General features: G+C 66.7%; 21 protein-coding genes, 1 pseudogene and 1 riboswitch. Of the genes and pseudogenes, 16 read left to right on the top strand and 6 right to left on the bottom strand.

The window, feature by feature from the left end; translation table 11 throughout:
• The first annotated feature begins 62 nt into the window (after positions 1–62).
• From JOF46_RS18510 to JOF46_RS18500, 3 genes are all read left to right on the top strand, one after another.
• Positions 63–875: a CPBP family intramembrane glutamic endopeptidase gene (locus tag JOF46_RS18510; RefSeq protein ID WP_245348189.1), complete on the top strand. Its 813-nt coding sequence runs from the start codon at positions 63–65 to the stop codon at positions 873–875.
• Between the two features lie 149 nt (positions 876–1,024).
• Positions 1,025–1,318: a hypothetical protein gene (locus JOF46_RS18505; protein ID WP_209909911.1), complete on the top strand. Its 294-nt coding sequence runs from the start codon at positions 1,025–1,027 to the stop codon at positions 1,316–1,318.
• A gap of 84 nt (positions 1,319–1,402) precedes the next feature.
• Complete coding sequence (locus JOF46_RS18500; RefSeq protein WP_209909908.1) at positions 1,403–1,693, top strand: hypothetical protein; 291 nt, start codon at positions 1,403–1,405, stop codon at positions 1,691–1,693.
• Positions 1,694–1,764: 71 nt separating this feature from the next.
• On the opposite strand, the gene JOF46_RS18495 is transcribed toward JOF46_RS18500, so the two are convergent.
• Positions 1,765–2,409: a VOC family protein gene (locus JOF46_RS18495; RefSeq protein WP_209909905.1), complete on the bottom strand. Its 645-nt coding sequence runs from the start codon at positions 2,407–2,409 to the stop codon at positions 1,765–1,767.
• Positions 2,410–2,577: 168 nt separating this feature from the next.
• Positions 2,578–2,693, top strand: a riboswitch (SAM riboswitch).
• Positions 2,694–2,766: 73 nt separating this feature from the next.
• Between JOF46_RS18495 and JOF46_RS18490 the strand changes: the two genes are divergently transcribed.
• The gene (locus JOF46_RS18490) at positions 2,767–4,110 is read left to right on the top strand and encodes a bifunctional o-acetylhomoserine/o-acetylserine sulfhydrylase (RefSeq protein WP_209909902.1); all 1,344 of its coding nucleotides are present in this window, start codon (positions 2,767–2,769) and stop codon (positions 4,108–4,110) included.
• Complete coding sequence (gene metX / locus JOF46_RS18485; protein WP_209909899.1) at positions 4,107–5,255, top strand: homoserine O-acetyltransferase MetX; 1,149 nt, start codon at positions 4,107–4,109, stop codon at positions 5,253–5,255. Before JOF46_RS18490 ends, metX begins: the two co-directional genes overlap by 4 nt.
• A 90-nt stretch (positions 5,256–5,345) precedes the next feature.
• On the opposite strand, the gene JOF46_RS18480 is transcribed toward metX, so the two are convergent.
• Positions 5,346–5,732, bottom strand: a complete 387-nt coding sequence (locus tag JOF46_RS18480) for an SHOCT domain-containing protein (protein ID WP_209909896.1) — start codon at positions 5,730–5,732, stop codon at positions 5,346–5,348.
• Positions 5,733–5,900: 168 nt separating this feature from the next.
• Positions 5,901–6,752, bottom strand: coding sequence for an SGNH/GDSL hydrolase family protein (locus JOF46_RS18475; protein ID WP_425355085.1), 852 nt, complete (start codon positions 6,750–6,752; stop codon positions 5,901–5,903).
• A gap of 99 nt (positions 6,753–6,851) precedes the next feature.
• Between JOF46_RS18475 and JOF46_RS18470 the strand changes: the two genes are divergently transcribed.
• Complete coding sequence (locus tag JOF46_RS18470) at positions 6,852–7,508, top strand: alpha/beta hydrolase (RefSeq protein ID WP_209909891.1); 657 nt, start codon at positions 6,852–6,854, stop codon at positions 7,506–7,508.
• A 306-nt stretch (positions 7,509–7,814) separates the two neighbouring features.
• On the opposite strand, the gene JOF46_RS18465 is transcribed toward JOF46_RS18470, so the two are convergent.
• A complete protein-coding gene (locus tag JOF46_RS18465; RefSeq protein WP_245348188.1) occupies positions 7,815–8,042 on the bottom strand; it encodes an RNA-binding S4 domain-containing protein in 228 nt (75 codons plus the stop codon).
• A 149-nt stretch (positions 8,043–8,191) separates the two neighbouring features.
• Between JOF46_RS18465 and JOF46_RS18460 the strand changes: the two genes are divergently transcribed.
• From JOF46_RS18460 to JOF46_RS18450, 3 genes are all read left to right on the top strand, one after another.
• Entirely contained in the window at positions 8,192–9,172 is a 981-nt protein-coding gene (locus tag JOF46_RS18460) for a DMT family transporter (protein WP_209909888.1), read from the top strand.
• A complete protein-coding gene (locus tag JOF46_RS18455) occupies positions 9,169–10,158 on the top strand; it encodes a DMT family transporter (RefSeq protein ID WP_209909885.1) in 990 nt (329 codons plus the stop codon). The genes JOF46_RS18460 and JOF46_RS18455 overlap by 4 nt, the downstream gene beginning before the upstream one ends.
• A 143-nt stretch (positions 10,159–10,301) precedes the next feature.
• Positions 10,302–10,892 (top strand): carboxymuconolactone decarboxylase family protein, encoded by a 591-nt coding sequence (locus tag JOF46_RS18450; protein WP_209909882.1) that lies wholly within the window; start codon positions 10,302–10,304, stop codon positions 10,890–10,892.
• Between the two features lie 24 nt (positions 10,893–10,916).
• Here the strand turns inward: JOF46_RS18450 and JOF46_RS22615 are convergent, their stop codons facing one another.
• Positions 10,917–13,850, bottom strand: coding sequence for a helix-turn-helix transcriptional regulator (locus JOF46_RS22615; protein WP_209909879.1), 2,934 nt, complete (start codon positions 13,848–13,850; stop codon positions 10,917–10,919).
• 147 nt (positions 13,851–13,997) lie between these two features.
• Here JOF46_RS22615 and JOF46_RS18440 point away from each other — a divergent pair, with 147 nt between their 5' ends.
• The gene (locus tag JOF46_RS18440; RefSeq protein WP_209909877.1) at positions 13,998–14,252 is read left to right on the top strand and encodes a hypothetical protein; all 255 of its coding nucleotides are present in this window, start codon (positions 13,998–14,000) and stop codon (positions 14,250–14,252) included.
• Between the two features lie 104 nt (positions 14,253–14,356).
• Here JOF46_RS18440 and JOF46_RS18435 read toward each other — a convergent pair whose 3' ends face one another.
• Positions 14,357–17,287, bottom strand: coding sequence for a helix-turn-helix transcriptional regulator (locus JOF46_RS18435; protein WP_209909874.1), 2,931 nt, complete (start codon positions 17,285–17,287; stop codon positions 14,357–14,359).
• A gap of 678 nt (positions 17,288–17,965) precedes the next feature.
• On the opposite strand from JOF46_RS18435, the gene JOF46_RS18430 reads away from it, so the two are divergent.
• The 6 genes and pseudogenes from JOF46_RS18430 to JOF46_RS18405 all read left to right on the top strand — a co-directional run bounded on the left by JOF46_RS18430 (position 17,966) and on the right by JOF46_RS18405 (position 22,736).
• Positions 17,966–18,541 (top strand): hypothetical protein, encoded by a 576-nt coding sequence (locus JOF46_RS18430; protein WP_209909871.1) that lies wholly within the window; start codon positions 17,966–17,968, stop codon positions 18,539–18,541.
• Between the two features lie 9 nt (positions 18,542–18,550).
• Positions 18,551–19,165 (top strand): hypothetical protein, encoded by a 615-nt coding sequence (locus JOF46_RS18425; protein WP_209909868.1) that lies wholly within the window; start codon positions 18,551–18,553, stop codon positions 19,163–19,165.
• Between the two features lie 274 nt (positions 19,166–19,439).
• The gene (locus JOF46_RS18420) at positions 19,440–19,631 is read left to right on the top strand and encodes a hypothetical protein (protein WP_209909865.1); all 192 of its coding nucleotides are present in this window, start codon (positions 19,440–19,442) and stop codon (positions 19,629–19,631) included.
• A gap of 107 nt (positions 19,632–19,738) precedes the next feature.
• Positions 19,739–19,900, top strand: coding sequence for a hypothetical protein (locus JOF46_RS18415; RefSeq protein WP_209909862.1), 162 nt, complete (start codon positions 19,739–19,741; stop codon positions 19,898–19,900).
• A gap of 60 nt (positions 19,901–19,960) precedes the next feature.
• Positions 19,961–21,424 (top strand): annotated as a pseudogene (locus JOF46_RS18410) (DNA/RNA non-specific endonuclease); the annotation flags it as partial.
• Positions 21,351–22,736: a glycine--tRNA ligase gene (locus JOF46_RS18405; protein ID WP_209909859.1), complete on the top strand. Its 1,386-nt coding sequence runs from the start codon at positions 21,351–21,353 to the stop codon at positions 22,734–22,736. The pseudogene JOF46_RS18410 and the gene JOF46_RS18405, both read left to right, overlap by 74 nt.
• Position 22,737 lies beyond the last annotated feature (1 nt).

Raw genomic sequence — 22,737 nt, 5'->3', positions numbered from 1 at the left:
CTTCCATCCTTGCAGGTCAGCAGGTATGTGGGTGCACAGGCCCAGCACGTAGGATCGAAGGCATGAGCCCAAAAGCATCGGAGAACACCGCATCCAGCGAGGCCTTGGGGCGCACCGGCCCCGAGCCGGGCACCCGCCGCGGGCTGAAGATCGAGCTGCTGATCGTCCTGGGGCTGTCCTTGGGGCAATCTGGCATCTACTCGATCGTGAACCTCATCGACAAGATGACGCGGGCGCCGCTGGGCTCGCAGACGACCTCGTTGAACAACTCGCTGAACCAGCGCCAGTACTTCGACTTGACCTACCAGTTGCTGGACATCTTCTTTGCGCTGGCGCCGGTGATGCTGGTCTTCTACCTGCTCTGGAGGATTCCCGGAGGCAACCCCTTTGTCCGGCTCGGCTTCGACCTGGCCAGGCCGTTTCGTGACCTGGGGTGGGGAGCCGGATTGTTTCTGGCCATGGGGCTCGGGACCCTGGGCGTCTACGCGGCCGGCCGGGCCCTGGGGCTGACCACCATCATCGTGCCGGCGGCGCTGGACGACTACTGGTGGACGATTCCGGTGCTGGTCTTCTCCGCGATCCGCCACGGCATCCTGGAGGAAGTCATCGTCGTCGGGTACTTCTTTGAGCGCCTGGCGCGCCTGGGCTGGGGCAAGTGGCAGATCATTTGCGCCAGTGCCGTGCTGCGCGGCAGCTACCACCTGTACCAGGGGATCGGGCCATTCATCGGCAACGTCGCCATGGGGGTGATTTTTGGCTGGGTGTATTCGAAGAAGGGCAGGGTCATGCCGCTGGTGATCGCCCACGCCTTGCTGGATATCGCCGGGTTCGTCGGTTACGCGCTGCTCGGTCCGGCCATCGGGTTGGGGACATAAAATACGGTTTGATTACGTTTGATGCAAACACTTGAGTTCCTGGGCGGCCCCGTTAGGCTCGGGGAACCGGCGTCCGCGCGCGGGGCGCACCTTCCTGCCGGCCATCCGGCGGCAGGGGAATCCCCGGCGCATCGATCAAGGAGTTGAACATGCCACATGCCATGAGCTCGAAGACGATGTTCCGGATGGGAGTGCTCCTGGGGATCATCGGTGTGATCTTCTACGTCGTCCTGACACCGCTTCTGGGCTGGGCGATCACCCGGTTCAGCTTCTACAACGCCGGAATCACGATGCTGGGAGGGCTTTTCTCGCTGCTTCAGCAAGGCACGTTCTTCGGCGGCCTGTTCCTGATGGCAGGGTCCTTCGTGGTGCGCTCCGCCGAGGAAGCCGTGGCAGGGGTGCGTGGAGGCGGGGCCCCGCGGTCCGGGTCCTCCGATGACTGACTGCCCGCCCCGGGTACCGGCACCGACGGCGGATTCGGGCACGTGCGGCAGCGCCATTGCCGACCCCGGAAAGGCGGGAACCACATGCCCAGGCTCCTGAGCTCCCAAACGATGTTCCGGCTGGGATTGGTGATGCTCCTGGCGGGAGTGGCCTACGTCTTGTTGGGAGACCCGATCGCCAGCTGGTACTACGACACGACGTTGCCGGGCCCGGGGATTGTCCGCTCGCTGACCCTGTGCCTCCAACTGGCATTGTTCATGGGAGGCCTGTTCCTGGCCGCCGGATCGATCATGGTCAGGCACTTCGAGATCCTGAAGGACGAACTGCGCAACGCCGCCGAGGGCAACACACCCGGTGGCGGTACCAACCACTAACGAAGCAAGGCGGGGGCCGGCCGGTGAACCGGTCGGCCCCCGCCTTGGCGGAGAATCCTGCGACTGCATCGCTACAGCGTGATAGATCCCTTTGGCGTTTCAAAGGTCACCGAGAGGATACCCGGTGTCCCGTTGGGAGCCTGCCAATCGACAACGACCTCGCCGACAGGCAGCTGCTCGGGCTGTCCGAGCCAGTCGGCAACGCGTTCGCTGGAACCGGCAATGCTGATCGAGGAGATCTTGCCAACCGGTTCCAGGGCCTTTGACGGATGCAGGTCCTCGGTTCCGTCATCCCAGCGCAGAAGGTAGGGAACCTGCGGATCGGCGATCAAGCCATTGATGCCGATCTGGCGCCAGGTCAGTTCCTGTCCATCCGGGAATTTCCGGTTGCCCGGAACCGAACCCCGGCCCAGCCGCGCTTCCGCCGGAGCCAGGTCGTCAACAGCGACGCACCAGCCCATCCAGCCGCCACCGAGTTCGGAGCGGGCGCGAACGGCCTGGCCAAACGGCGCCTTGTCCGACGACGGGTGGTTCAAGACTTCAACAACTTCCAGGTACTGGCCATTCTTCATCGGGAAGATGACATTGCGCGTACCAAAACGTGGGTGTACACCGCCCTTTACAGATTCGAGTCCAAGGGCCTCGCCGATCCGAGCGGCAGTAGCCGCGAGGCCGTCGGGTCCACAAGCGTAAGTTACATGGTCCAACCTCATCATGTGCCTATCATGGCACTTTGTGATCTGGCTCTCGACTTAGGTTTGCCTAACTTGCGTCCGGGTTGGCTGTTCGGGGTACGCGCAGGGGCGGTGTAGCGTCGAATCGTTTCGTCACATTTTGAGACGTGGTTGCGGAGCTGCGGGGCCGTGGGCCAGACTTATTGACAAGGTCATGAGTTTCAGCAGAAGGCCCCGGCTTGCTGAACGGCAACCCTCCACCGCGGTGGGGTGCCCCGGGTGAAGACCAGGCCCCGCGTCAAAAAGACGTGGGACAAGCGCGGGAATGCCCCAGCACATCAACGACTCCATCGCGGAGCCGGCCATGGGCATACCCCTTGAATCCTTGAAGGGGAAGAAATGTCTAACGACTGGTCCTTTGAAACACGTCAGATCCACGCAGGGCAGGAGCCCGACGCCACGACCGGCGCGCGCGCACTGCCGATCTACCAGACCACCGCCTTTGTGTTCCCGAGCGCGGAGACCGCCGCGGCACGCTTCGCCCTGGGCGACCTGGGGCCCATCTACACGCGCATCGGCAACCCCACCCAGGATGCCGTTGAACAGCGCATCGCCAGCCTCGAGGGCGGCGTGGGTGCGCTGCTGCTGGCCTCGGGCCAGGCGGCAACCACCTTCGCGATCCTGAACATTGCCGAGGCCGGCGACCACATCGTTGCAAGCCCCAGCCTCTATGGCGGAACCCAGAACCTGTTCAAGCACACGCTGCGCAAGCTCGGCATCGAGGTCACCTTCGTCTCGGAACCCGACGACCTCGAGGGCTGGAAGGCAGCTGTCAAGCCAAACACCAAGGCCTTCTTCGGGGAAGTGGTTTCCAACCCCCGCCAGGACGTGCTCGACATCGAAGCCGTCTCGGCGATTGCCCACGAGGCAGGCGTCCCGCTGATCGTCGACAACACCTTGTCCACCCCGTACCTGATCCGCCCCATCGAATGGGGAGCTGACATCGTCGTGCACTCGGCGACCAAGTACCTCGGCGGGCACGGCACCGCGATGGCCGGGGTCATCGTTGATTCGGGCAACTTCGACTTTGCCGCCGATCCGGAGAAGTTTCCCGGTTTCAACACCCCCGACGAGTCCTACAACGGCCTGGTGTACGCCCGGGACCTGGGCGTCGACGGTGCCCTGGGTGCGAACCTCGCCTACGTGCTCAAGGCGCGCGTGCAGCTGCTGCGCGACCTTGGCTCGGCGGTTGCTCCCTTCAACGCCTTCCTCATCGCCCAGGGGCTCGAGACCCTCTCGCTGCGCATCGAGCGACACGTCTCCAACGCCGTGGCAGTGGCCGAATGGCTCGAGGCCCAGCCACAGGTCGAACGCGTCATTTACGCCGGGATCCCCTCGAGCCCGTGGTTCGAGCGCGGACGCAAGTACGGACCCAAGGGCACCGGCGCCATCGTCTCCTTCGAGATTTCCGGCGGCCGCGAGGCAGGCCAGGGCTTCGTCGACGCGTTGAAGCTGCACTCCCACGTCGCCAACCTGGGGGATGTGCGCTCGCTGGTGGTCCACCCGGCCTCCACCACGCACTCCCAGCTCACCGAGGCCGAGCAGCTCGCCGCAGGTGTTTCCCCGGGCCTGGTCCGACTGAGCGTGGGCATCGAAAACATTGCAGACATCATCGCCGACCTGCGTGGGGGCTTCGAAGCCGTGGCCTCGCTGGGCGATGTTGAACTGCAGGCCACTCGGTGAGCGTGGAGACCAACGTGGTGCTCTACGACGCAGAAACCGCCGCGGCGCTGGACCAGGCGCCGGACGGAATCCTGCGGCACTTGCCTACCGGGCCCTACACCTTCGAAACCGGTGCGACGCTCCCGCAGATCGTGCTGGGGTATGAAACCTGGGGCACGCTGAACGCCGAGGCCACCAATGCCGTCTACATCGCCCATGCGCTGACCGGCGACAGCCACGTGGCCCGGGGTGCATCGACCGAACCCGGTTGGTGGGATGGTTTCGTGGGCCCGGGCAAGACCGTGGACACCAACCGCTACTTTGTTGTGGCGGCCAACATGGTTGGCGGCTGCTCCGGTTCCACCGGTCCGGCCAGCCTTGATCCGCAGGGCGTGCCCTGGGGATCCCGTTTTCCCTTCACCACCATCAAGGATTCGGTGCGCCTGGAGGCGCGGCTTGCCGATGCGCTGGGCATCAAGGCCTGGCACACCGTGCTGGGCGGTTCCATGGGCGGAGCACGTGCCCTGGAATGGGCCGTGGAGTTCCCCGAACGGGTGCGCAACTGCGTGGTGGTCGCTGCCACCGCCGAGTCCTCGGCCGAGCAGATCGCCTTTGCGCAGGCGCAGTCCGCGGCCATCCGGTTGGACCCGGACTTTGCCGGGGGCGACTACTACGCCAATGAACGCGTTCCTTCGGCAGGCCTGGGCATCGCACGGCGCATTGCGCACATCACCTACCGGACGGCTGCCGAGCTGGATGTGCGGTTCGGCCGCGCCCCGCAGGGGTCCGAGCAGCCGGTGGCCAGCGCCGGCCTGGATCGGGGCCGATACCAGGTGGAAAGCTACCTGGACCACCAGGCCGACAAACTGGTGGGTCGCTTCGATGCCAACAGCTACCTGGTGCTGACCGAGGCCTTGATGAGCCACGACGTGGGCCGCGGGCACGGATCGCTCCGGGATGCCCTGGGCAGGCTCGAAGGCGTGAATTTCCTGGTGGGTGCCGTCGACTCGGACCGCCTGTACTGGCCCGAGCAGTCCGAGCTTCTGGCCAAGACGCTGCCGAACCCGTGTGAAGTCAGATACATCACCTCGCCGATCGGCCACGACGGATTCCTGACCGACATCGAGCAGCTCAGCGAGCCGCTCAAGCGGGAGATCTTCAGCTGACGCATTCTCGCCCGCACTTCCGCGGTGCGGACAAGCGGCCGGGGCCCGAGGAAGTGGAACCTTCCTCGGGCCCGGCCGTCTTTCTTTCCTTCAGTCCTCGGTCAGGATCTTCATCCGTGCCTGTTGGTATTCCTCGGGCGTGATCACCCGGCGGGCCAGCAGGTCCTCGAGCTCGGCCAGGCGTTGTTCGCGGCTTTGCCGGGGTGCCAGCATTTGCGACTTTGCGGCGCGGACCGCCAGTTCGGTTTGCAGCGTGAAGGGATCCAGGCCCGCGTTCTTGCTGGCCTTGTAATTCCGGACGACCACGAAGACGATGAATCCGATCATCGCCACAAAGGCGATCGCGAAGAGCACGCCGAAAACACCGAATCCAACCACCAGGTCGTTCCACGGGTTTGGGTTTCCGAAGGGGTCGGGTTGCACCATGCCAAAGTCGACAGATTCCTGCTCGACCAGGAAATCCTCGGTGAGGTTCATGCATCAGCCGTTCTCGTGGGGCCGGCCCGTGGGGCCGACGGGCATCCTTTGCCTTGCACCAGTAGATCACGCAGCGGCGAACCGTGGACCCCAAACCCGGAAACGTTTTCCTACCGTGACCTCACCTTTGATGGTTGGCTGCAGTTCTGGTGTCGATCCTTCGGGCCACTAAATCGCCGGGCCGTTTCCCAGCGAGTCGTTGGGTGGCTGCACCGTGAACGTCGTGGCCAGCGGCCGCTTGGCCGAGATTCCATCGCCCGAGGACTGATGCCGGATGCGGCGCAGGACCCAGGGGGCCAGATGCGTGCGTGCCCAAATGAAGTCGTCGCGCCGGGCTTCGCGCCAGTTCTTGACCTCGACCTCGCCGGGCCCGAGGTGCTGAAGGTCGTGCGGCACGTTCAGCGCGTCAAGGGCCATGGCCGCAATCGTGTGGTGGCCCAGGGGCGAGAAATGAAGGCGGTCGTCGGCCCACATCCGCGGTTCGTGCAATTCGCGCAGGGACCACATGTCGGCGACCACCGCGTCGTAGCGGGCTGCGATGGTGCGGACGTTTTCGTTGTAGATCGCGACCTTGCCCCGAATGCCGCCGAGAACCGGGGTGTCACGGATGTCGGGTCCGGTGAAGAGCAGGATGGTTGCGTTGGACGTCGCCAGGATGCGCATCAAGGCATCGAGCTTGTCGGCAATGGCATCAGGGTCCCCGCCGGGGCGGATGACGTCGTTGCCGCCCGCGCAAAGGCTGATGAGATCGGGCTTAAGCTCGAGGGCCGGGCCGGCCTGTTCGTCAAAGATCTGGGTGATGAGCCGGCCACGGATGGCCAGGTTGGCATAGGCAAAGCCGTCAATGCCGTGGCTGAGCTGTTCGGCCACACGGTCTGCCCAGCCGCGGTAACCGCCCGGGCTCTGTGGGTCGACATCGCCGATGCCCTCCGTGAAGGAATCGCCCAGGGCCACGTAGCGTCGCCAGGGATGAAGGGCGGAGCCAGTGGCGGCTGTTTCCACGGAAGGGGTCTCGCTGATGTTGTTCACAACTTATTCCTACCAAAGAATACGTAAGTTACCTAAGCGTAGGTTTCTTCCTGATTCCCAGGGGAGGCGGATTTCTGCTTGACTGGTCGGGTGAGTGAAACAAGTTGGAACCCCACTGTCATTTGGTCCCGCCCGGAAGCCGAACGTGCCGGCACCCCGCTTTTGGTGCTTCTGCACGGGTACCTGTCCAATGAAGAAGACTTGATGGGCCTGGCCCCCATGCTGCCCGAGGAGTTCACCGTGGTATCGGTGAGGGCGCCCCAGGCCTTGGGCCCCGGATACACCTGGTTCCCGCTGATGCAGGACCTCGACTACTCGTTCGATGCCGTCAAGAAGTCCATTGCCGACCTGTGGGAGTGGTTGGAGCCGGTCTCCAAGCAGCACTCTTCGGTGAGCCTCCTGGGCTTCTCCATGGGCATGGCCGTGGCCACCTCCCTGCTGCGCCACCAGCCCCAGGCTATTTCCACGGTCATTGGCCTGTCCGGATTCGCCGTCCCGGAAGAGGGCGAGGGCTTCTTCCGGGACGAGCTGCTCAAGGACATGAAGAAGCCGATGTTCTGGGGGCGCGACCAGGCCGACCCGGTCATCACCCAGGACAAGATCGAATACACCCACGCCTGGGCAACCACCGACGTGCACGTCACCAAGGTGCTCTATGCGAACATGCTCCACTCGGTCAATGCGCAGGAAATGGCGCACGTCCATGAATTCCTGAGCCACGTCGTGCTCAAGGGCGCCTCGATCTAGCGTTCCCAGCTGTCGGGTCGTTGACCCAAACAGCGACCTCCCGCTTGCCCCGGATATCGGTGCAAACGGGAGGTCGCTGTTTTTGCCCAAAAGGCAAAGAACCCGCAGCGTGTACCGGGATGCCCCGGTGCCCTCCTGCCCCCTGAAAGGTCGGAGCAGGCAGGGCGCACCAACGGCGCGCGGGTGAATCCGAGCAAGGCCTTGGGCGCCCCGGTACCGGCAGGAGCCGGACACCCAGCGGAAATACCGGGACCGGTGGCGGTCAGCCGGCAGGGCCGATGGCCACCGCCGGTACGATGCGGGGAGCTATGCCGACTCGACGGTGATGGATTCGCCGTTGACGCTCACGGTGTCGCCGTTGCGGATCTGGGCGCCGCGACGGGTTTCGATCTCACCGTTGACCTTCACCAGGCCGTCTTCAATCATCTGCTTTGCATGGAATCCGTCTTCGGCGAACGAGGCGAGCTTCAGCAGCTGGCCCAGTCGGATCGATTCGTCGCGGATTTGGAGGTGGAATGCTTCGGATTTTGCCATGTATCCATCATGGCGCATGCGGGTCCATGCCCGTGCACCAATACGGGGCCAAGGGCCCGCACTGTGCTGTGAACGACACAATGCCGGGGCCGCGGACGGTTAACAGTAGGTTTCAGTAGTAGGAAAAACCCCCGTCCCCAAGGAGAGCTGTGGCACGCCCCGAACCCCGCTCGCACGCAGTTCCCCTGGCGTTGGCAGGTTCGGCGGGCATGTTGATGCCCCTGCAGGCACTGATCACCTCCAACGCGGCGGGCTTCCTGGGCGGCTATTTCGCCGCGGCGTTGATCAGCGCCCTGACCTCCCTGGCCTGCCTGATGGTGGCAAGCATTGCGCTTCCCGGGGCCCGGGCGGGCTGGAGGAAATTCGGTTCCGTGTGGCGCGAGCGCCAGATCCCGCGCTGGTTCCTGCTGGCCGGGCTGGTGGGGGCGTACTACATGGTGGCCCAGGCCATGAGCGTGAGCAACATCGGCCTGGCGCTCTTCGCCGTTGCCGTGGTCGGCGCCCGGACCCTGACCAGCATCGTCATCGACGTGATCGGATTCAGCCCGGCCGGAAAGCAGCCCGTGACCCGCATCCGGATCCTCGGGGCGGCGCTGTTGGTCGTTGGCGCCGTGATCGCTTCCTGGGGGACCGGAGCCCGCTCTGCCGAGTCGCCGCTGGCCTGGGCTTCCCTGGCCGTGGCCATGGGGGCGGGTCTCTTGGTGAGCTTCCAGCAATCGATGAACGGCCGCGCCGGACAGGCGTATGGCTCCACGACCACCGCCACGGCCATCAACTACCTGGCCTCCACCGCCGGGCTGCTCATCGCCATGGCCGTCTTGGCCCTGCTGAAGATCGAGTCGTTCGGGTTCACCTCGGTGCCGCTGTGGTGGATGTACCTTGCCGGGCCGCTGGGTATCCTGTTTGTGGTCACCGGGGTCACCCTGGTGCCCCGGCTTGGCGCCCTGGTGCTGGGAATCGGGTTGGTCACCGGACAGCTGGCCGGATCCCTGGCGATGGACCTGATCCTGACGCCGGAGAAGGTCGGGGTCAATGAAATCATTGGAACACTGGTCACCCTGCTGGCGGTCCTGGTGGCCTCCTGGCAACCCAATGGCCGACCACGATGGAAGACACGAAAGACACCATGAGTCCAACAACAGCAGCCGCCCGGGGCAACCAGCGTTCGCTGATGCCCCTGTACCTGGCGACGGCGGTGTTTGCCGGGCTGGCAATGCCGATCCAGAGCCGCATCAACGGAGCCCTGGGCGCCAAGCTCGGGGACCCGGTCGCCGCCTCGCTGGTCAGCTTCACCACCGGGCTCATCCTGTTGGTGCTCGCCTCCCTGGTTCTGCCGGGGCCGCGGGCCGGGGCCCTGGCCATACCGCGGGCCCTGCGGGAAAGGCGCTTCCCGCTCTGGTACCTGGCCGCCGGTTGTGTCGGCGCGTTCGTGGTGATCTCCCAGACGCTCACCGTGCCGCTGGTCGGTGTCGCGCTGTTCACGGTATCCATCGTCACGGGCCAGACGCTGGGTTCCCTGCTGGTCGACAGCCTGGGGTTCGGACCCGGGGGCCGGCGGCGCGTCAGCGCCATCCGTGCGCTGGGAGCCGGGCTTACCATTGCCGGGGTCATTTGGGCGGTCAGTCCGCGGATGGGTTCGGCCGGGGCCATCGCCACATTGCTGGTGCCCATGGCCGTGCCCCTGGTGGTGGGTTTCCTCATGGGATTCCAGGCCGCCATGAACGGGGTCCAGGCCCAGGCGTACGGGACCCCGGTGGCAGCGACACTGGTGAACTTCGTGGTCGGCGGGATCCTGCTGACGATCCTGTTGCTGGTGCGCATGCCGGTCAGCGGCCCCCCGGCGGCGCTGCCCGAGCAGTGGTGGTACTACCTTGGCGGCCCGCTGGGCTGCGTGTTCATCGGGCTCTCGGCGTTCCTGGTCAAGCACCTCGGGGTCCTTTTGACCGGGCTGGGCATGATCTGCGGGCAGCTTCTTGGTTCCCTGTTGATCGATGTACTGGTGCCGGCCCCCGGCACCGTCATCGATGCCGCGACCATTGCCGGGACGCTGCTCACCCTGGCCGCGGTGTCGCTGGCCTCGATCCCCGGCAGCGCGTTCCGGCGCCTGCGGAAATAGCGGTGCGGCCGGCTTCCTTGCGCGGAGGCAGCCTCCGCACCCCGGCGGCGAAGATGGGGCATCTTCCCCATGCGCCGCGGCGGCCGGCGCTTCTACTCTTTGGATGGAACAGGAACATCCGAAGGACCAAGGAGCAGGACGCCATGGGCATTCTCCAGACCACCAGCGAGGCCGATGCCGTCGGCGCAACCGCCGCAGCCTACGCCGCGGACCGCGCCGCGCTGGGCTACGTGCCCAGCCACACCAGGGTCCTGGCCCTGAACCCGGAGGCCTTCGAGGCGTGGAAGGCCCTGCAGTCCTCGATCGCCAAATCCATGGGCATGCGCCGCTACGAACTGGTGACCCTGGCCGCGGCGCTGGGCATCGGCTCCCGGCACTGCCGGCTGGCCCACGGGAGCAAGGCCCTGAAATACCTCGATGAGCAGGAACTGCTTCGGATCGCCAGGGACTACCGTTCCGCCGGCCTGGACGAGGCCGAGGTCGCAATGATGGATTACGCCGTGAAGCTCAGCGGCGACTCGGCGGCCATGGACGAGTCGGACAGCCGGCGCCTGCGGGACCTCGGATTCTCCGACCGCGAGATCGTTGACATCACGCTCGCGGCGGCGGCCAGGAACTACCTCAGCAGGATCCTGCAGGCCCTGGCCGTGGACATCGATGTGCCCCCGCTACTCAGTGAGGACATGCGTGGCGCACTGCTCGATCCGATCGAATCCATGCACGCCACCATCTGAAGCCAAGGCGGCCGTGCCGGTGGTTCAGCGACGTCCGTCCGGGGAGAAATGCTCCGGGCCGTGGCGGGTTGCCAGGCGCGAGAGATCCAGGCGGTTGGCGGTTCCGGTCTTGCGCAGCATGTTTGAGATGTGCGAGCTGACGGTCTTTTCGCTGATGACCAGGGACCTGGCGATTTCACCATAGGTGCGCCCGGCCACGACGTAGCCAAGGATCTCCCGTTCGCGCACCGTCAGCCCCGGCAATTCAATGGATCCGCCCGATGCCTGCCCGATGCTCGGCTGGTAGGTGGCGATCCTGGCCCGGGCGGCGATCTCCAGCAGCGAATCCTGGAGGGGACGTGCATGAAGTTCGTTGGCCAGGATGAGTCCCCGGCGAAGGAACGAAGCGGCCTGCCCGTGGCCGGAATGGCCATGAAGCAGCAGCGCCTGCACCGCCCGCCAGCAGCAATAGGCCTCCTCCCAGCGCAGGGAACCCGATTGGCAGGCATCGGCGGCGGCGATCCACTGCGCCGCGTTCTCGGCATCGGATCGGGCCCGTCCGGTCTCCGCCCGGTAGAGCAACTCGAAGGCCTCCACCTGCGCCGAATAGAACGGGGTGTCGTTGCCCGATTCCCGCAGCACGGAGGGGAAACGTGCCACCAACTCGTCGATGGACGCAAGCATGTCGGCCGTGTCGGCGCCCTCGTCGCGGGCACCCTGGACCATGTCCGCCAGGGCGCGGGCTGCCAGCGGCACCAGCCACTCGCACATGGTCGGGGGCTGGCCCTCCTTGCCGGCCCCGGCCATGGCCGCGAGGTAGGCCGCCGCGGGGTCGCCCTCGGCCAGGAACACCTCCGCCCGGACCGCGTCGAAGTCGAGGTTGTTGTACCCGGACTTGTGCGCGAACAGTTCCTCGGCCCGGGCCAGGTGCGCCCGGGCTTCGTCCTGGCTGCCCTGCAGGGCAGCCAGCCGGGCGGCCGTCAGGCGGGCGGCCACATCGCCCAGTGGGCCGGGGTCCGTGCCCAGGGCCACACGCAACGCCTGCCCGCATTCGCGCCAGCGGCCGATCGAAAGGTAGCTGCTGGCCTCGTCGGCCGCCATCTTCGACAGGTACACGTGCGGGGCCCCGAGCATCGACAGCTGCTGCCTGCCCGAGCGCATCAGATCGGCAAACGCCTGGCTGGACCAGGCCTCGGTCGCGTTGGCCTGCCACATCGTTGCGTGGAGCAGGGCCCAGAAATCCCGGGCGCGCACGGCGGCCGCGGCTCCCTGGGCGGCCAGCAGGCGTGCCTCGTCGGGGCGTTCCCCGAACAGCGCGGCCATGGAATTGGCCGTCAGGGCGTAGGACAGGGCCCGCGGGTTTCCGGCCTTTCGGGCCACCTCCAGCGCCGTGGCGGCTGTTCGGTGCGCGTCGGGATCGTCCTTCCACAGGCCCACATGGGCGAGCTCGGCCAGGGCGTAGGCATATTGCCAGCTCTCGGGGGAGGCCTCGGCCAGTCGGACGGCCTGGAGCAGCGCATCGACCGAAAAGAATTCCAGCCCCGAGGAAAAACGCAGCAGCGTGCGCCGGACCAGTAGCTCGGCGACCTCCAGGGGCCGCTGCGCCGGGTCGAGCCCCGCCAACAGGGCCTCCAGGGCATCGAGTTCATCCTCCATGGCCCCGGCCGCCTCGGCAGCGGTGCGCAACCGATGCAGCAACTCCTCGCGGCTTTCATCGACCTGCGGCAGCTGTCCGTGCAGGGCCAGCGCCCGATGCAGCAAGCGCAGGATCTCGTTTGACCCGCCGGCCGACCCAGCGGCCGCTGCTGCCCGCAGCGTCCAGCGGTAGGCCTCGCCGGCGTTTCCGGCATCGTAGTGGTGCTGGGCCAGGGAAGCCATGAATTCGAAGTCCGGGGTGGTTCCCTGGGCCAGCAGTCGTGCCCCGTAGGCGGCGAACAGCGCGTGCCAGTCCCGGCGCTGCCCGCTTTCCATCCCCTGTTCCAGGACCTCGGAGATCATCGGATGATGGAACCACCAGTGCGTCCCGTTCGGCCAGCATTCGGTGATCCCAGCCTCCGTCGTCTCCCGCAGGATGGCCGCGGCGTCGTGCCGGGTCCCGGCCTGTTGCGACAGGCCGGCCAGGTCCTGGGCACGGATGGGACGACCGCCCACGGCCATGAGCTGGGTCAGCTGCCGCGCGCCGTCGGACATTCCGCGCCAGGACCGCAGCACGGCCGACTTGAGGTCCTCGGGCAGCGTCTGGGGCAGGTGCCTGGTCTCGGGGCGCAGGCCGCTGACCATGAGCCGGTTGAGATATGCGTTTCCGGCGGTGCGTGAAAAAACCTCCTGCACCAGCGACTGGTGCGGGGCGGACCCCATGGCCTGGGCAATCTGGGCCCCGGTCGAGGTGCGGTCCAGCGGCTCCAGTGCCACCCAGGAGATCCGCGGCATGCGCCGGATGTCGGCCAGCCAGCGCTGCAGCGGGTGCAGTTCCCCCAGCTCGCCGCTGCGCTGCGTGGCGAGGATGGCCAGGCGCCGGTCCGCGGGCCCTGCAATCAGGTACATCAGCGCATCCAGGGTGCCCTGGTCCGCCCACTGCAGGTCATCGACGACCAAGACCACCGGCCGTACCAGGCACAGCTCGGTCAACCAGTCATCGATTGCGACAATCACGTCGTTGGCCGCCCAGCCTCCCGGACCGAGACCGGGGTTCGGGATCCCCTCGAGAACCGGGCCGCGCCGGAGGGCCGAGCGCAGCGGCAGGAACGGGACGGTCATCGAGGCCAGCGGCAGCGCGGCCCCGGCCAGGATCCACATCTCGGAGGAGACCGCCGCGCAGGCGTGCTGCACGAGAGCGGTTTTCCCGACACCGGGATCCCCGGAGACCACCAGGGTGCAGGCCGCACCGGATATCGCCGCCTCCAAGGACGCGCCGATGTCATCCAGCTCCGTCGCCCTCCCCATGAGTTCCGGGCCCATCACCCCAAGCTCCAGTGCCACAAAACCAGTTTCCCACCATCGGGCCCCGAGGGAGCCATAATCTCAGGGTTTTGGCCGGTTTTTTAAGGGGCCGTTCCCGATGCCCCCGAGTGGGTCCAGCGAGCAAGGTTGAGGTATCGGAATCACTGCACACGAAAGGCAAGTCCCATGTATTCCGCACGCAAGACAACACGGTTCGCCGGCCTGGTCTTCGCCTCGCTGGCAGTGGCCCTCGCTGCTTCCTCCCCGGCCTATGGCCAGCTGGATCCCGGAGGACCAATCGTCGATGAACAAACCACGGTCAGCACCGTCACCACGGATACCTCCACGTGTTCGCTGACACGGATCGGAACGCAACTGGTCCACTGCGACAGCCTGACCGGGGCCGGCGTCGTGGCCCCGTCCTGGGTCCCCGAGCGTTAGGCATCAACGACACCGGCTTGCCGGCCGGGCTTCGGCCCGGCCGGCAAGCCCATGTCGGGTCCAAGACACGCGTGGACCGCGGTGTCCTGCCGCCGGTGGCCTGCTCAGGGCCCGCCGTGCCCGGGGGCCCGGGCGTTTGCCTGGCCCGTGACCAGCCGGGAGAGTTCCTTGCGGTTTGCCGTGCCCGTCTTGCGCAGCATGCTCGACACGTGCGTGCTGACGGTCTTCTCGCTGATGTCCAACGCCCGGGCGATCTGGGCGTAGGTGGCACCGGAGACCACATGGCCAAGCAGCTCCCGTTCGCGCACGGTCAGGCCCGGCCATTGCACCGAGCCGCCCGCAGGGGATCCCGGGACCGGGCCGAGCGTGGCGATCCTGGCCTGGGCGGCAATTTCCTGCAGCGCGGTGAGGAGCGGAAGCGCCTGGAGCTGCCGAGACAGCCCAAGTCCGCGGCGAAGGAATTCGGTGGCCTTGGCGCGATCGGTGCCCGAAGGCACCAGCAGGGCCTCCACGGCCCGCCAACAGGCATAGGCTTCCTCCCAGCAAAGCGATGTGTCCCGGAATGCGTCAGCGGCCACTACCCATTCTTCCGGGTTCCCGGGGGCCGAACGGGCACGGCCGATCTCGGCCCGGTACAGCAGGGTGAAGGCCTCCAGCTGCCGGGTGTACAGCTCGGATTCGAAGGCCTCGTGCGGCAGGCTGGGGAAACGCCGCAGCAGGTCGTCGGCGAGCGCCAACAGCTCCTCTGTGGGCCGGCCCTCGCCCTTGGCTCTTTCGATGAGGTCGGCCAGTGCGCGGGCGGCCAGCGGCAGCTTCCATTCGTTCATGTTCCGGCCCATGCGTTCGGGGTTGGCGTTTCGCATGGCAATCTCATAGGCCGCGCCGGGATTGCCCGCCGCCAGAAAGACCTCGGCCCTGACGGGATCAAAGGGAAGGTTCATGAACTCGGACTTCTGCGCCGATATCTCCTCGGCGCGGGCCAGGTGTGTTTCCGCCTCGTGTTGCCTGCCCTGCCACAGCGCCAGCCGGGCGGCCGTCAGCCGGACCCCGGCGTCTCCCATGACCCCGGGGTCCGATCCCAGGGCCACGCGAAGCGCCAGGCCGCATTCCTTCCACCGGCCAATGGCCATGTAGCTGCTTGCCATGTATCCGGAAATCGTGGCGATGTACACGTGCGGGGCCCCCAACCCGGCCAGGGTCTGGCGCCCGGCCTCGAGGCAATCGATATAGGGCTGGCTGTCCCAGGCCTCCGTGGCGCTTGCCTGCCACATGATGGCGCTGAACAAGGCCCAGAAATCCCGGGTGTGTGCCGCTGCTTCCACCGCCGTCACCGACAGCTCGCGGCACCGGGCCAGGTCACCGGTGGCGATGGCGGCCATGGCGTTGGCGCTCAGGGCGGACGACAGGGCCCGGGAATTGCCCGGCCGCCGGGCGGCGGCCAGGGCCTCGGATGCATGGGCGGCGCCGCGGGGTTCGTTGTTCCACAACTCGGCGGCGGCAAGCCCGGCCAGGGCCAGGGCATATTGCCGGCTGTCCACATCCGCACCGGCCAGTTCGACGGCGCGCTGCATCCGGGCACGTGCCAGGAACTCCCGGCCGGTGGTGAAGCGCAGCTCGGCATCCCGCACCAGCAATTCGGCCAGCTCAAGCGGCCGATGTGCGGCGGCGGTCTCCGCGATCAAGGCCTCGATGACTTCCAGCTCGTCTTCCATGGCCCCGGCGTTTGCCGCGGCGGCGCGCAAGGACTTGAGCAGCGCTTCACGTTCCTGCGGGTCGTGGCCGAGGCTGCCCTGGAGCTCCAGGGCGCGGCGCAGCAGGCGCACTTCACCGCCCATTCCGCCGGCTTCGGTGGCGGCCGCTGCGGCGCGCAGGGTCCACGCGAAGGCGTCGGCAGTGTTCCCGGCAGCATCATGGTGGTGGGCCAAGGCGGCCAGGGTCTCGAAATCCGCGGGGGACCCGCGATCCAGCAGCCTGGCCTCGTGTGCCGCGAATGCCGCGTGCAACCGCCGTCGATGTCCGTCCTCGAGTCGCTGTTCGAGGACCTCGGCGATGAGCGGATGGTGGAACCACCACAGGATTCCGCCGGGTTGGCGGTCGGTGATTCCCGCGGCCGCCGCCTCGTCCAAGAGCGCCGGTGCCTCGTCGCGTGCCGCTGGTTGCTGTACCAGCTCATCCAGGTCCTCGGCGCGCATCGGATGCCCGCCGACGGCCATCACCTCGGTGAGCTCGCGCGCCTGGGGCGAAAGCGAATGCCAGGATCGCAGGACCGCCGCTCTCAGGTCCGGCGGTAGGCGTGGGGGCAGGTGCCGCGAGTCCGCCGGCAGACCGGAAACCATCAGCCGGTTCAGGTAGGGGTTCCCGGCCGTGTGCGAAAAAACCTCGCTGATCAAGGACTGGTGCGGTTCCGCACCCAGCGCCTGGGCCAGCTGGGCCCCCGTCGCCGCGTAGTCCAGTGGCCTCAGCGGCAGCCAGGAAACACGTGGCATGCTTCGGACATCCGCCAGCCAGCGCTGCAACGGGTGCTCGCCGCCGACCGCGCCGTTGCGCACGGTGGCGAGGATGGACAGGGGCCTGTCGCGGGGCCCCGCGATGAGATACCGCAGGGTGTCGAGGGTGGCCTCGTCGGCCCAATGCAGGTCATCGATCACCAGCACGACCGGTCGGGCCCGGCTGATCACCGACAGCCAGTTGTCGATGGCCGCAATGGAATCATTTGTTGCCTGGCCGCCGGATCCGAATACGGGCCGGGGGAAACCTTCCTGGAGACGGGCATCGCGGAATGCTGTGCGCAGGGGGAGGAAGGGGAGGTTTACCGACGCCAAGGGCAGGGCCTCGCCCACCAGGACCAATGTCGCGGGATCCGTCCTTGCGCAGGCCTGCCTGACCAATGCCGTCTTTCCAACGCCCGGGTCCCCGGAAACCACCAGGGTGTCCGCGGTATGGGCGACGGCGCTGTGCAGCGTGTCGCCAATGAGATCCAGTTCCAGGGAGCGACCCACGAGTTCCGGGCCGCTCCATTCACGATCGGGGGCCATATGGACCAGTGTGGCACCTCAGGACCCCTCAAACGAGAGCGCCCGGAATCTGAGGGGGTGGCCTCCTGATCTGGGGGTCAGGTTCCGATGCCGGAACACGGTGTCCGAGAGCAGCGTTGAGGTATCGAATTCAGGAAATATGGAAGGAGGCACCATGTATTTCCCACACAAGGCGTCCGGGGTCATCGGCTTGGCTGCCAGCACACTGTTTTTGACGGGTCTGGGCTCTCTATCCGCGATGGCAACGATAGACCCGGAACCGACTGTGACGACGATCCAAGAGACAACGAGGTACTTTTGCGTGCTGCCAGGGGTTGAGGGGCAAGTGGTTCGTTGCGTCTGTCCCGCCGGTGACGGGGTCGGTACGCCGCCGTGGCTGCGTAAGCCTGAACAGGGCCCGGCCCATTTCACGGTCCTTCCGGGCCAAGGTGGAAAGACCCTGGTGTCCCCGAAATGACTCGGTCCCTTGGGCGGGAATCTGCCGGGTGGCGGCGTCCGAGCCCGGTGTACATTCCGTGCGGTCCCGTGGGCACAGCGCTTTTCGACGGACCACGTGAACCCCCCTGCTACCGGGCCAGCCCACCCACAAATGAATTCCCGTTTGTGGACCGGCCCGATCTGGCGCCGACCACGACACGTTTCTTCCCCTTGGACAAGAAGCACTGGGCGCTTGATCTCATGGTCGCCATCACACTTGCCTCCAGCCTTTCGGGGTGCACCGCGGTGGTCGATGACGTGGATGTGGCCACCACCGAGCCGTCGTCCCGCCCCGCGCCCCGGCCACCCGTTGCCATGCTTCCGCCGGCCGTCGCCACCCCCACCATGTCGGCTGCGCCGGACCCACAACAGGCATCGCGCAGCATCGAGGAGCTGCTGCGCTCCGGCGAACACCCGCTGGCCGGTGCCGTCCCGGGTTCCGAGCAGGTCCTGCTCAGTGTCGAGCGAAGCCGCGGCTTCTCCTTCGCCCTCCCGGCCCGGGCCAAGAGCGTGTACCTGTGGATCGCCGTGCGGTGCCGACGGCCGGTTCCGCTGTCGCTGCTGGCATTCGATGCCGCCGGCCGCACCACGCTCATGTACTCGTCGGACCACTGCCCGGCGACCGACCTGGTGGCCGGGCCGCTGGACACCACGGAAACCAGGGGCGTCCTCACCATCCCGAACGGCTCCCCGATGCATTTCACGCTGGTCTCCGGCCAGCTCGCGAACGCCGATGACCGGGCAGGCACCCGCTGGCCGCGAAAATTCCTGAGGTGAGGAACGGACATGAAGGAATTCTCGCGCGCATCGGGCCCGACCCGCCGTACCCGGGCCGGGCTTCATCCGCTGGCCCTGGCGGCCCTGCTTGGCTTGGTGTGCCTGGCCGCCGGGTGCACCCCGCTCAATGTAGAGCCCATACCCTCTGACGAGCCCGGCCCGCCGGTTACCGGGCCGTCCTTCATCCCCGAAACCCGGGTCTTCCCCGTGACCCCGTCCCCGCAAGAACCCGGCGTGGGCACCAGGCGCCCGACCCATGCCGAACTCATTGCCGAAGGCAAGAGCCCGCTGCCCGGGGCCCTGCCCGGCAGCGAAAAGGTCCTGATGCACTTCCACGGCAAGGGCGAGGCCAGGATCGTGCTGCCGGCCCAACGATCCGGCGCGCTGCTGTGGATCCTGGCCGGCTGCGAGATCGAGGCGCCGCTGACCATCCGGTCGCTGAACGTCCGTGGTTCCGAGGTGGCCCGCTACGATTTGGAGCCTTGCCGTGCCGCCGAGGGCGGCGGGGGCACCGAGGACGCCACCTCCACCCTGGTGGAGATCTGGACGAGTCCGGACGTGGAGTTCGACCTGAGCATCATTTCCTCGGAGATGCGCGCCCACAGGGGCATGCACGAGCGATGAAAGGGCTGCTGGGGATTCCTTGCGGATTGGCCATGCCCGGTGCCATATCGGCCGACGGCCATCCGTGCCCGGAGGGCATGCTGCGGTGGAACGGTCTGGGCGGTGTTCCCCCCCCGTGGCGGATCAACGGCTGTCGCCGGAACGCCAAGGCAGGAACCGGACAGCACCCGGGCGCGCCTGCAGCGCAGGATGGTGCGCGGTGCGGCATTGCATTTAACCGGTTTTTTCCTGCTCCGAACCACCTGAAAGGTGCAAACAAGGCTATGATCTAGGCATGGACATGCTATCCATCGTGATCATCGCAGGGATCGTCCTGATCTGCCTGTTGTCCGCAATATTCGGGCTCACCCGGAGCCTGGACAAGCGCGCAAATGACGTACAGGGGAAGGACCCCGAAACGGCGCGGGCGCTGCGTGAAGCCCGACGCAACATTGATCGGGGACAGAGCTTCGATCCCCGCCTGTGAACGCTCCTGACGTACGCGATTCTCCGCGGGCATGACGGCTGGAGCCACCAATGCCCAGCAGCCCGGCCTGATCGACTGGGAGAATTCGGTGGACTCCACGGTGCACCGTGACCACCGGCAAGGCACAAACTTCCTGCGCCGCACAGGGCGACCTGGCGAATGACAAGTATCTTCGCCAAAGGCCTCCTGACCACGCGGTAGGCAAGTCCCGCGGCGAGCTGGCCACCAAGATCCACTCCCTGGTCGGCCGGAAACTGCGCGCCTGGTGATGCCGCCACCGTCGAGGACGCGGTCCTGCGGGAGGGGCCGACACAGTCCCCTCTAACCATTTCTCGCCCGCCCTCAGCCGGACACGGCGGTTCGCCCGCTGGGTCGCGTGGAACATCGACGGCGGCAGCATCAAGAAGCTCAGCCGCTCGGGCATGAATTTCACCAAGGATCCCCGGCTTCCCGAGGCCGCACAGACGGGCAATGAGCTCTACGCCGGCAACCGCCTGGACCGCGGACACATCGCCCGCCGTGCCGGTCGGCTCTGGGGCCAGCTGCCCGAGGCGAACCAGGCCAACTGGGACTCGTTCTACTACACCAACACCACCCCGCAAATGGACGACTTCAACCAAAGCAGCCGGGACGGGCCCTGGGGACGACTCGAGGTAGCACTCCACGAGGACATCGCCGTCGATGGCCTGCGCGTCAGCGTTTTCGGCGGGTCCGTCGTCCACGAGGATGACCGCATCCACCGCGGCGCCGCGCTGCCCCGTGAATACTGGAAACTCGTGGCCTTCACCGACTACGGCACCCCGAAGGCACGCGCATTCCTGCCCACCCAGGACCTCGTCCAGCTCCGGGCGCTCCCGGACCTGGACGAATTCCGGGACTTCCAGGCCACCCTGGCCGAACTCGAGGCACGCACGCGGAATCACTTCCCCGGCGACCTGCACACCGCGGGCATCCCGGCTACCCGGACCCCGGGGGACAGGATGCCCCCGGACACTGCCGCCGACATCCACTGGCAGGCCCGCCCGGACCACGGCCGAGCCGGCACCGGCTTCCAGTACGCATGGGCCGCGGGTCCGGGAACTCAGTCGGAGGTCGGCCGTTCGGCGGCGCTGTGTGGTTCGCCCCCGACAGTGTCCAGGACGTCTCGCGCCTGCCGGTCCACCAAACCGGTGAACAGTTGTTGCGCGGCCCCGAAAATCACGGCCCACGCCAGGATCTGCGGTGAGTTGTCCAACGCGGTCAGCCCGGGGATGAAGCCGCCGCGCAAGAGCATCAGTCCCACGACGGCCGTCAAGGCCCCGACGGGCAGTTTCATGACCGCCGGGGCCACGGCCAAGCCATGCGGGGTCGAGGTGTCCTTGACCAGGCGAAGCGCGGATGCCTCCGGAAACCGCGGCGGCCACCAGGCCAATGAATTGGACCAGGATGATGTCACCGGGATTGGCCGCACCGTCGATGACATCATCGATGTCCGAACCCGGCGGCCTCCCCGTCGCCGGCGACAATCCAAACGGGCCCGGCAAAGCACAAACCTCCTGCTCGAGGCAGCAATCTGGAGGTTCGGACGCCGCCGGTGCGGCGTGGATGCAGGGTGCCGCGCATCATGCCCCGGGGCCGGGGCGGAAACTCGGACTTCACATGGCAAACGCGTTAGGCTTGGCGAGTATGTTTTCGCCCAACGGACCGCAACCAGCGGCCTCGTGAACCATTGGAGTTGTTATGGCGCCTCAGTCCAAGCTCGATCAAGTCATCTCCCTCGCCAAACGGCGCGGCTTCGTCTTCCAGGCCGGTGAAATCTACGGTGGCTCCCGCTCGGCATGGGACTACGGACCCCTGGGCACCGAGCTCAAGGAAAACATCAAGCGCGAATGGTGGCAGACCTTTGTCCGCGGACGCGAGGACATGGTGGGCCTCGACTCCTCCATCATCCTGCCCAAGGCAGTCTGGGAGGCCTCCGGCCACGTTGCAACGTTCACCGACCCGCTGGTCGAGTGCACCTCCTGCCACAAGCGCCACCGCGCGGACCACCTCCTCGAGGCCTTTGAGGCCAAGAAGAAGCGCAAGCCGGTCGACGGCATGAGCGAAATCGCCTGCCCCGACTGCGGCACCAAGGGCCAGTTCACCGAACCGCAGATGTTCTCCGGGCTGATGAAGACCTTCCTGGGCCCGGTCGACACGGCCGCCGGCATGGCCTACATGCGCCCGGAAACCGCCCAGGGCATCTTCGTGAACTTCAACAACGTGCTCACCGCGTCCCGCAAGAAGCCGCCGTTCGGTATCGGCCAGATCGGCAAGGCCTTCCGCAACGAGATCACGCCGGGCAACTTCATCTTCCGCACCCGCGAGTTCGAGCAGATGGAAATCGAGTTCTTCACCGCACCCGAGGACGCCCCGGCCTTCTTCGACAAGTGGGTCGAGGACTGCTGGGCCTGGTTCCTGGACCTGGGCATCAACGAGGAAAACCTGCGCCGCTTCGACGTCCCGGACGGCGAGCGTGCCCACTACTCCGAGGCCACCATCGACTTCGAGTACCGCTTCGGCTTCCAGGGTTCGGAGTGGGGCGAGCTCATGGGCGTCGCCAACCGCACCGACTACGACCTGTCTTCCCACTCCAAGGCCTCGGGCACCGAGCTGTCCTACTTCAACCAGGCCACCGGCGAGCGTTTCACCCCGTACGTGATCGAGCCGTCCTTCGGCCTGACCCGTTCGATGATGGCGTTCCTGGTCGACGCCTACGTTGAGGACGAGGCCCCGAACGCCAAGGGCGGGGTGGACAAGCGCACCGTGCTCAAGCTCGACCCGCGCCTGGCCCCGGTCAAGGCCGCGGTGCTTCCGCTTTCGCGCAACGAGGACCTGTCCCCGAAGGCCAAGGCCCTTGCCGCCGAGCTGCGCAAGACCTGGAACATCGACTTCGACGATGCCGGGGCCATCGGCCGCCGCTACCGCCGCCAGGATGAGATCGGCACGCCGTTCTGCATCACCGTGGACTTCGACACCCTCGAGGACCAGGCCGTGACCATCCGCGACCGCGACACCATGACCCAGGAACGCGTGGCACTGGACAAGGTGCGCACCTACCTGTCCGAGCGCCTCAACGGAGCCTAGG

Origin of the sequence: Paeniglutamicibacter psychrophenolicus, assembly GCF_017876575.1 — a bacterium.
Classification (GTDB): domain Bacteria; phylum Actinomycetota; class Actinomycetes; order Actinomycetales; family Micrococcaceae; genus Paeniglutamicibacter; species Paeniglutamicibacter psychrophenolicus.
Note: the sequence above shows the minus strand (reverse complement) of the source record. Positions and strands in the feature narration are given on the sequence as shown.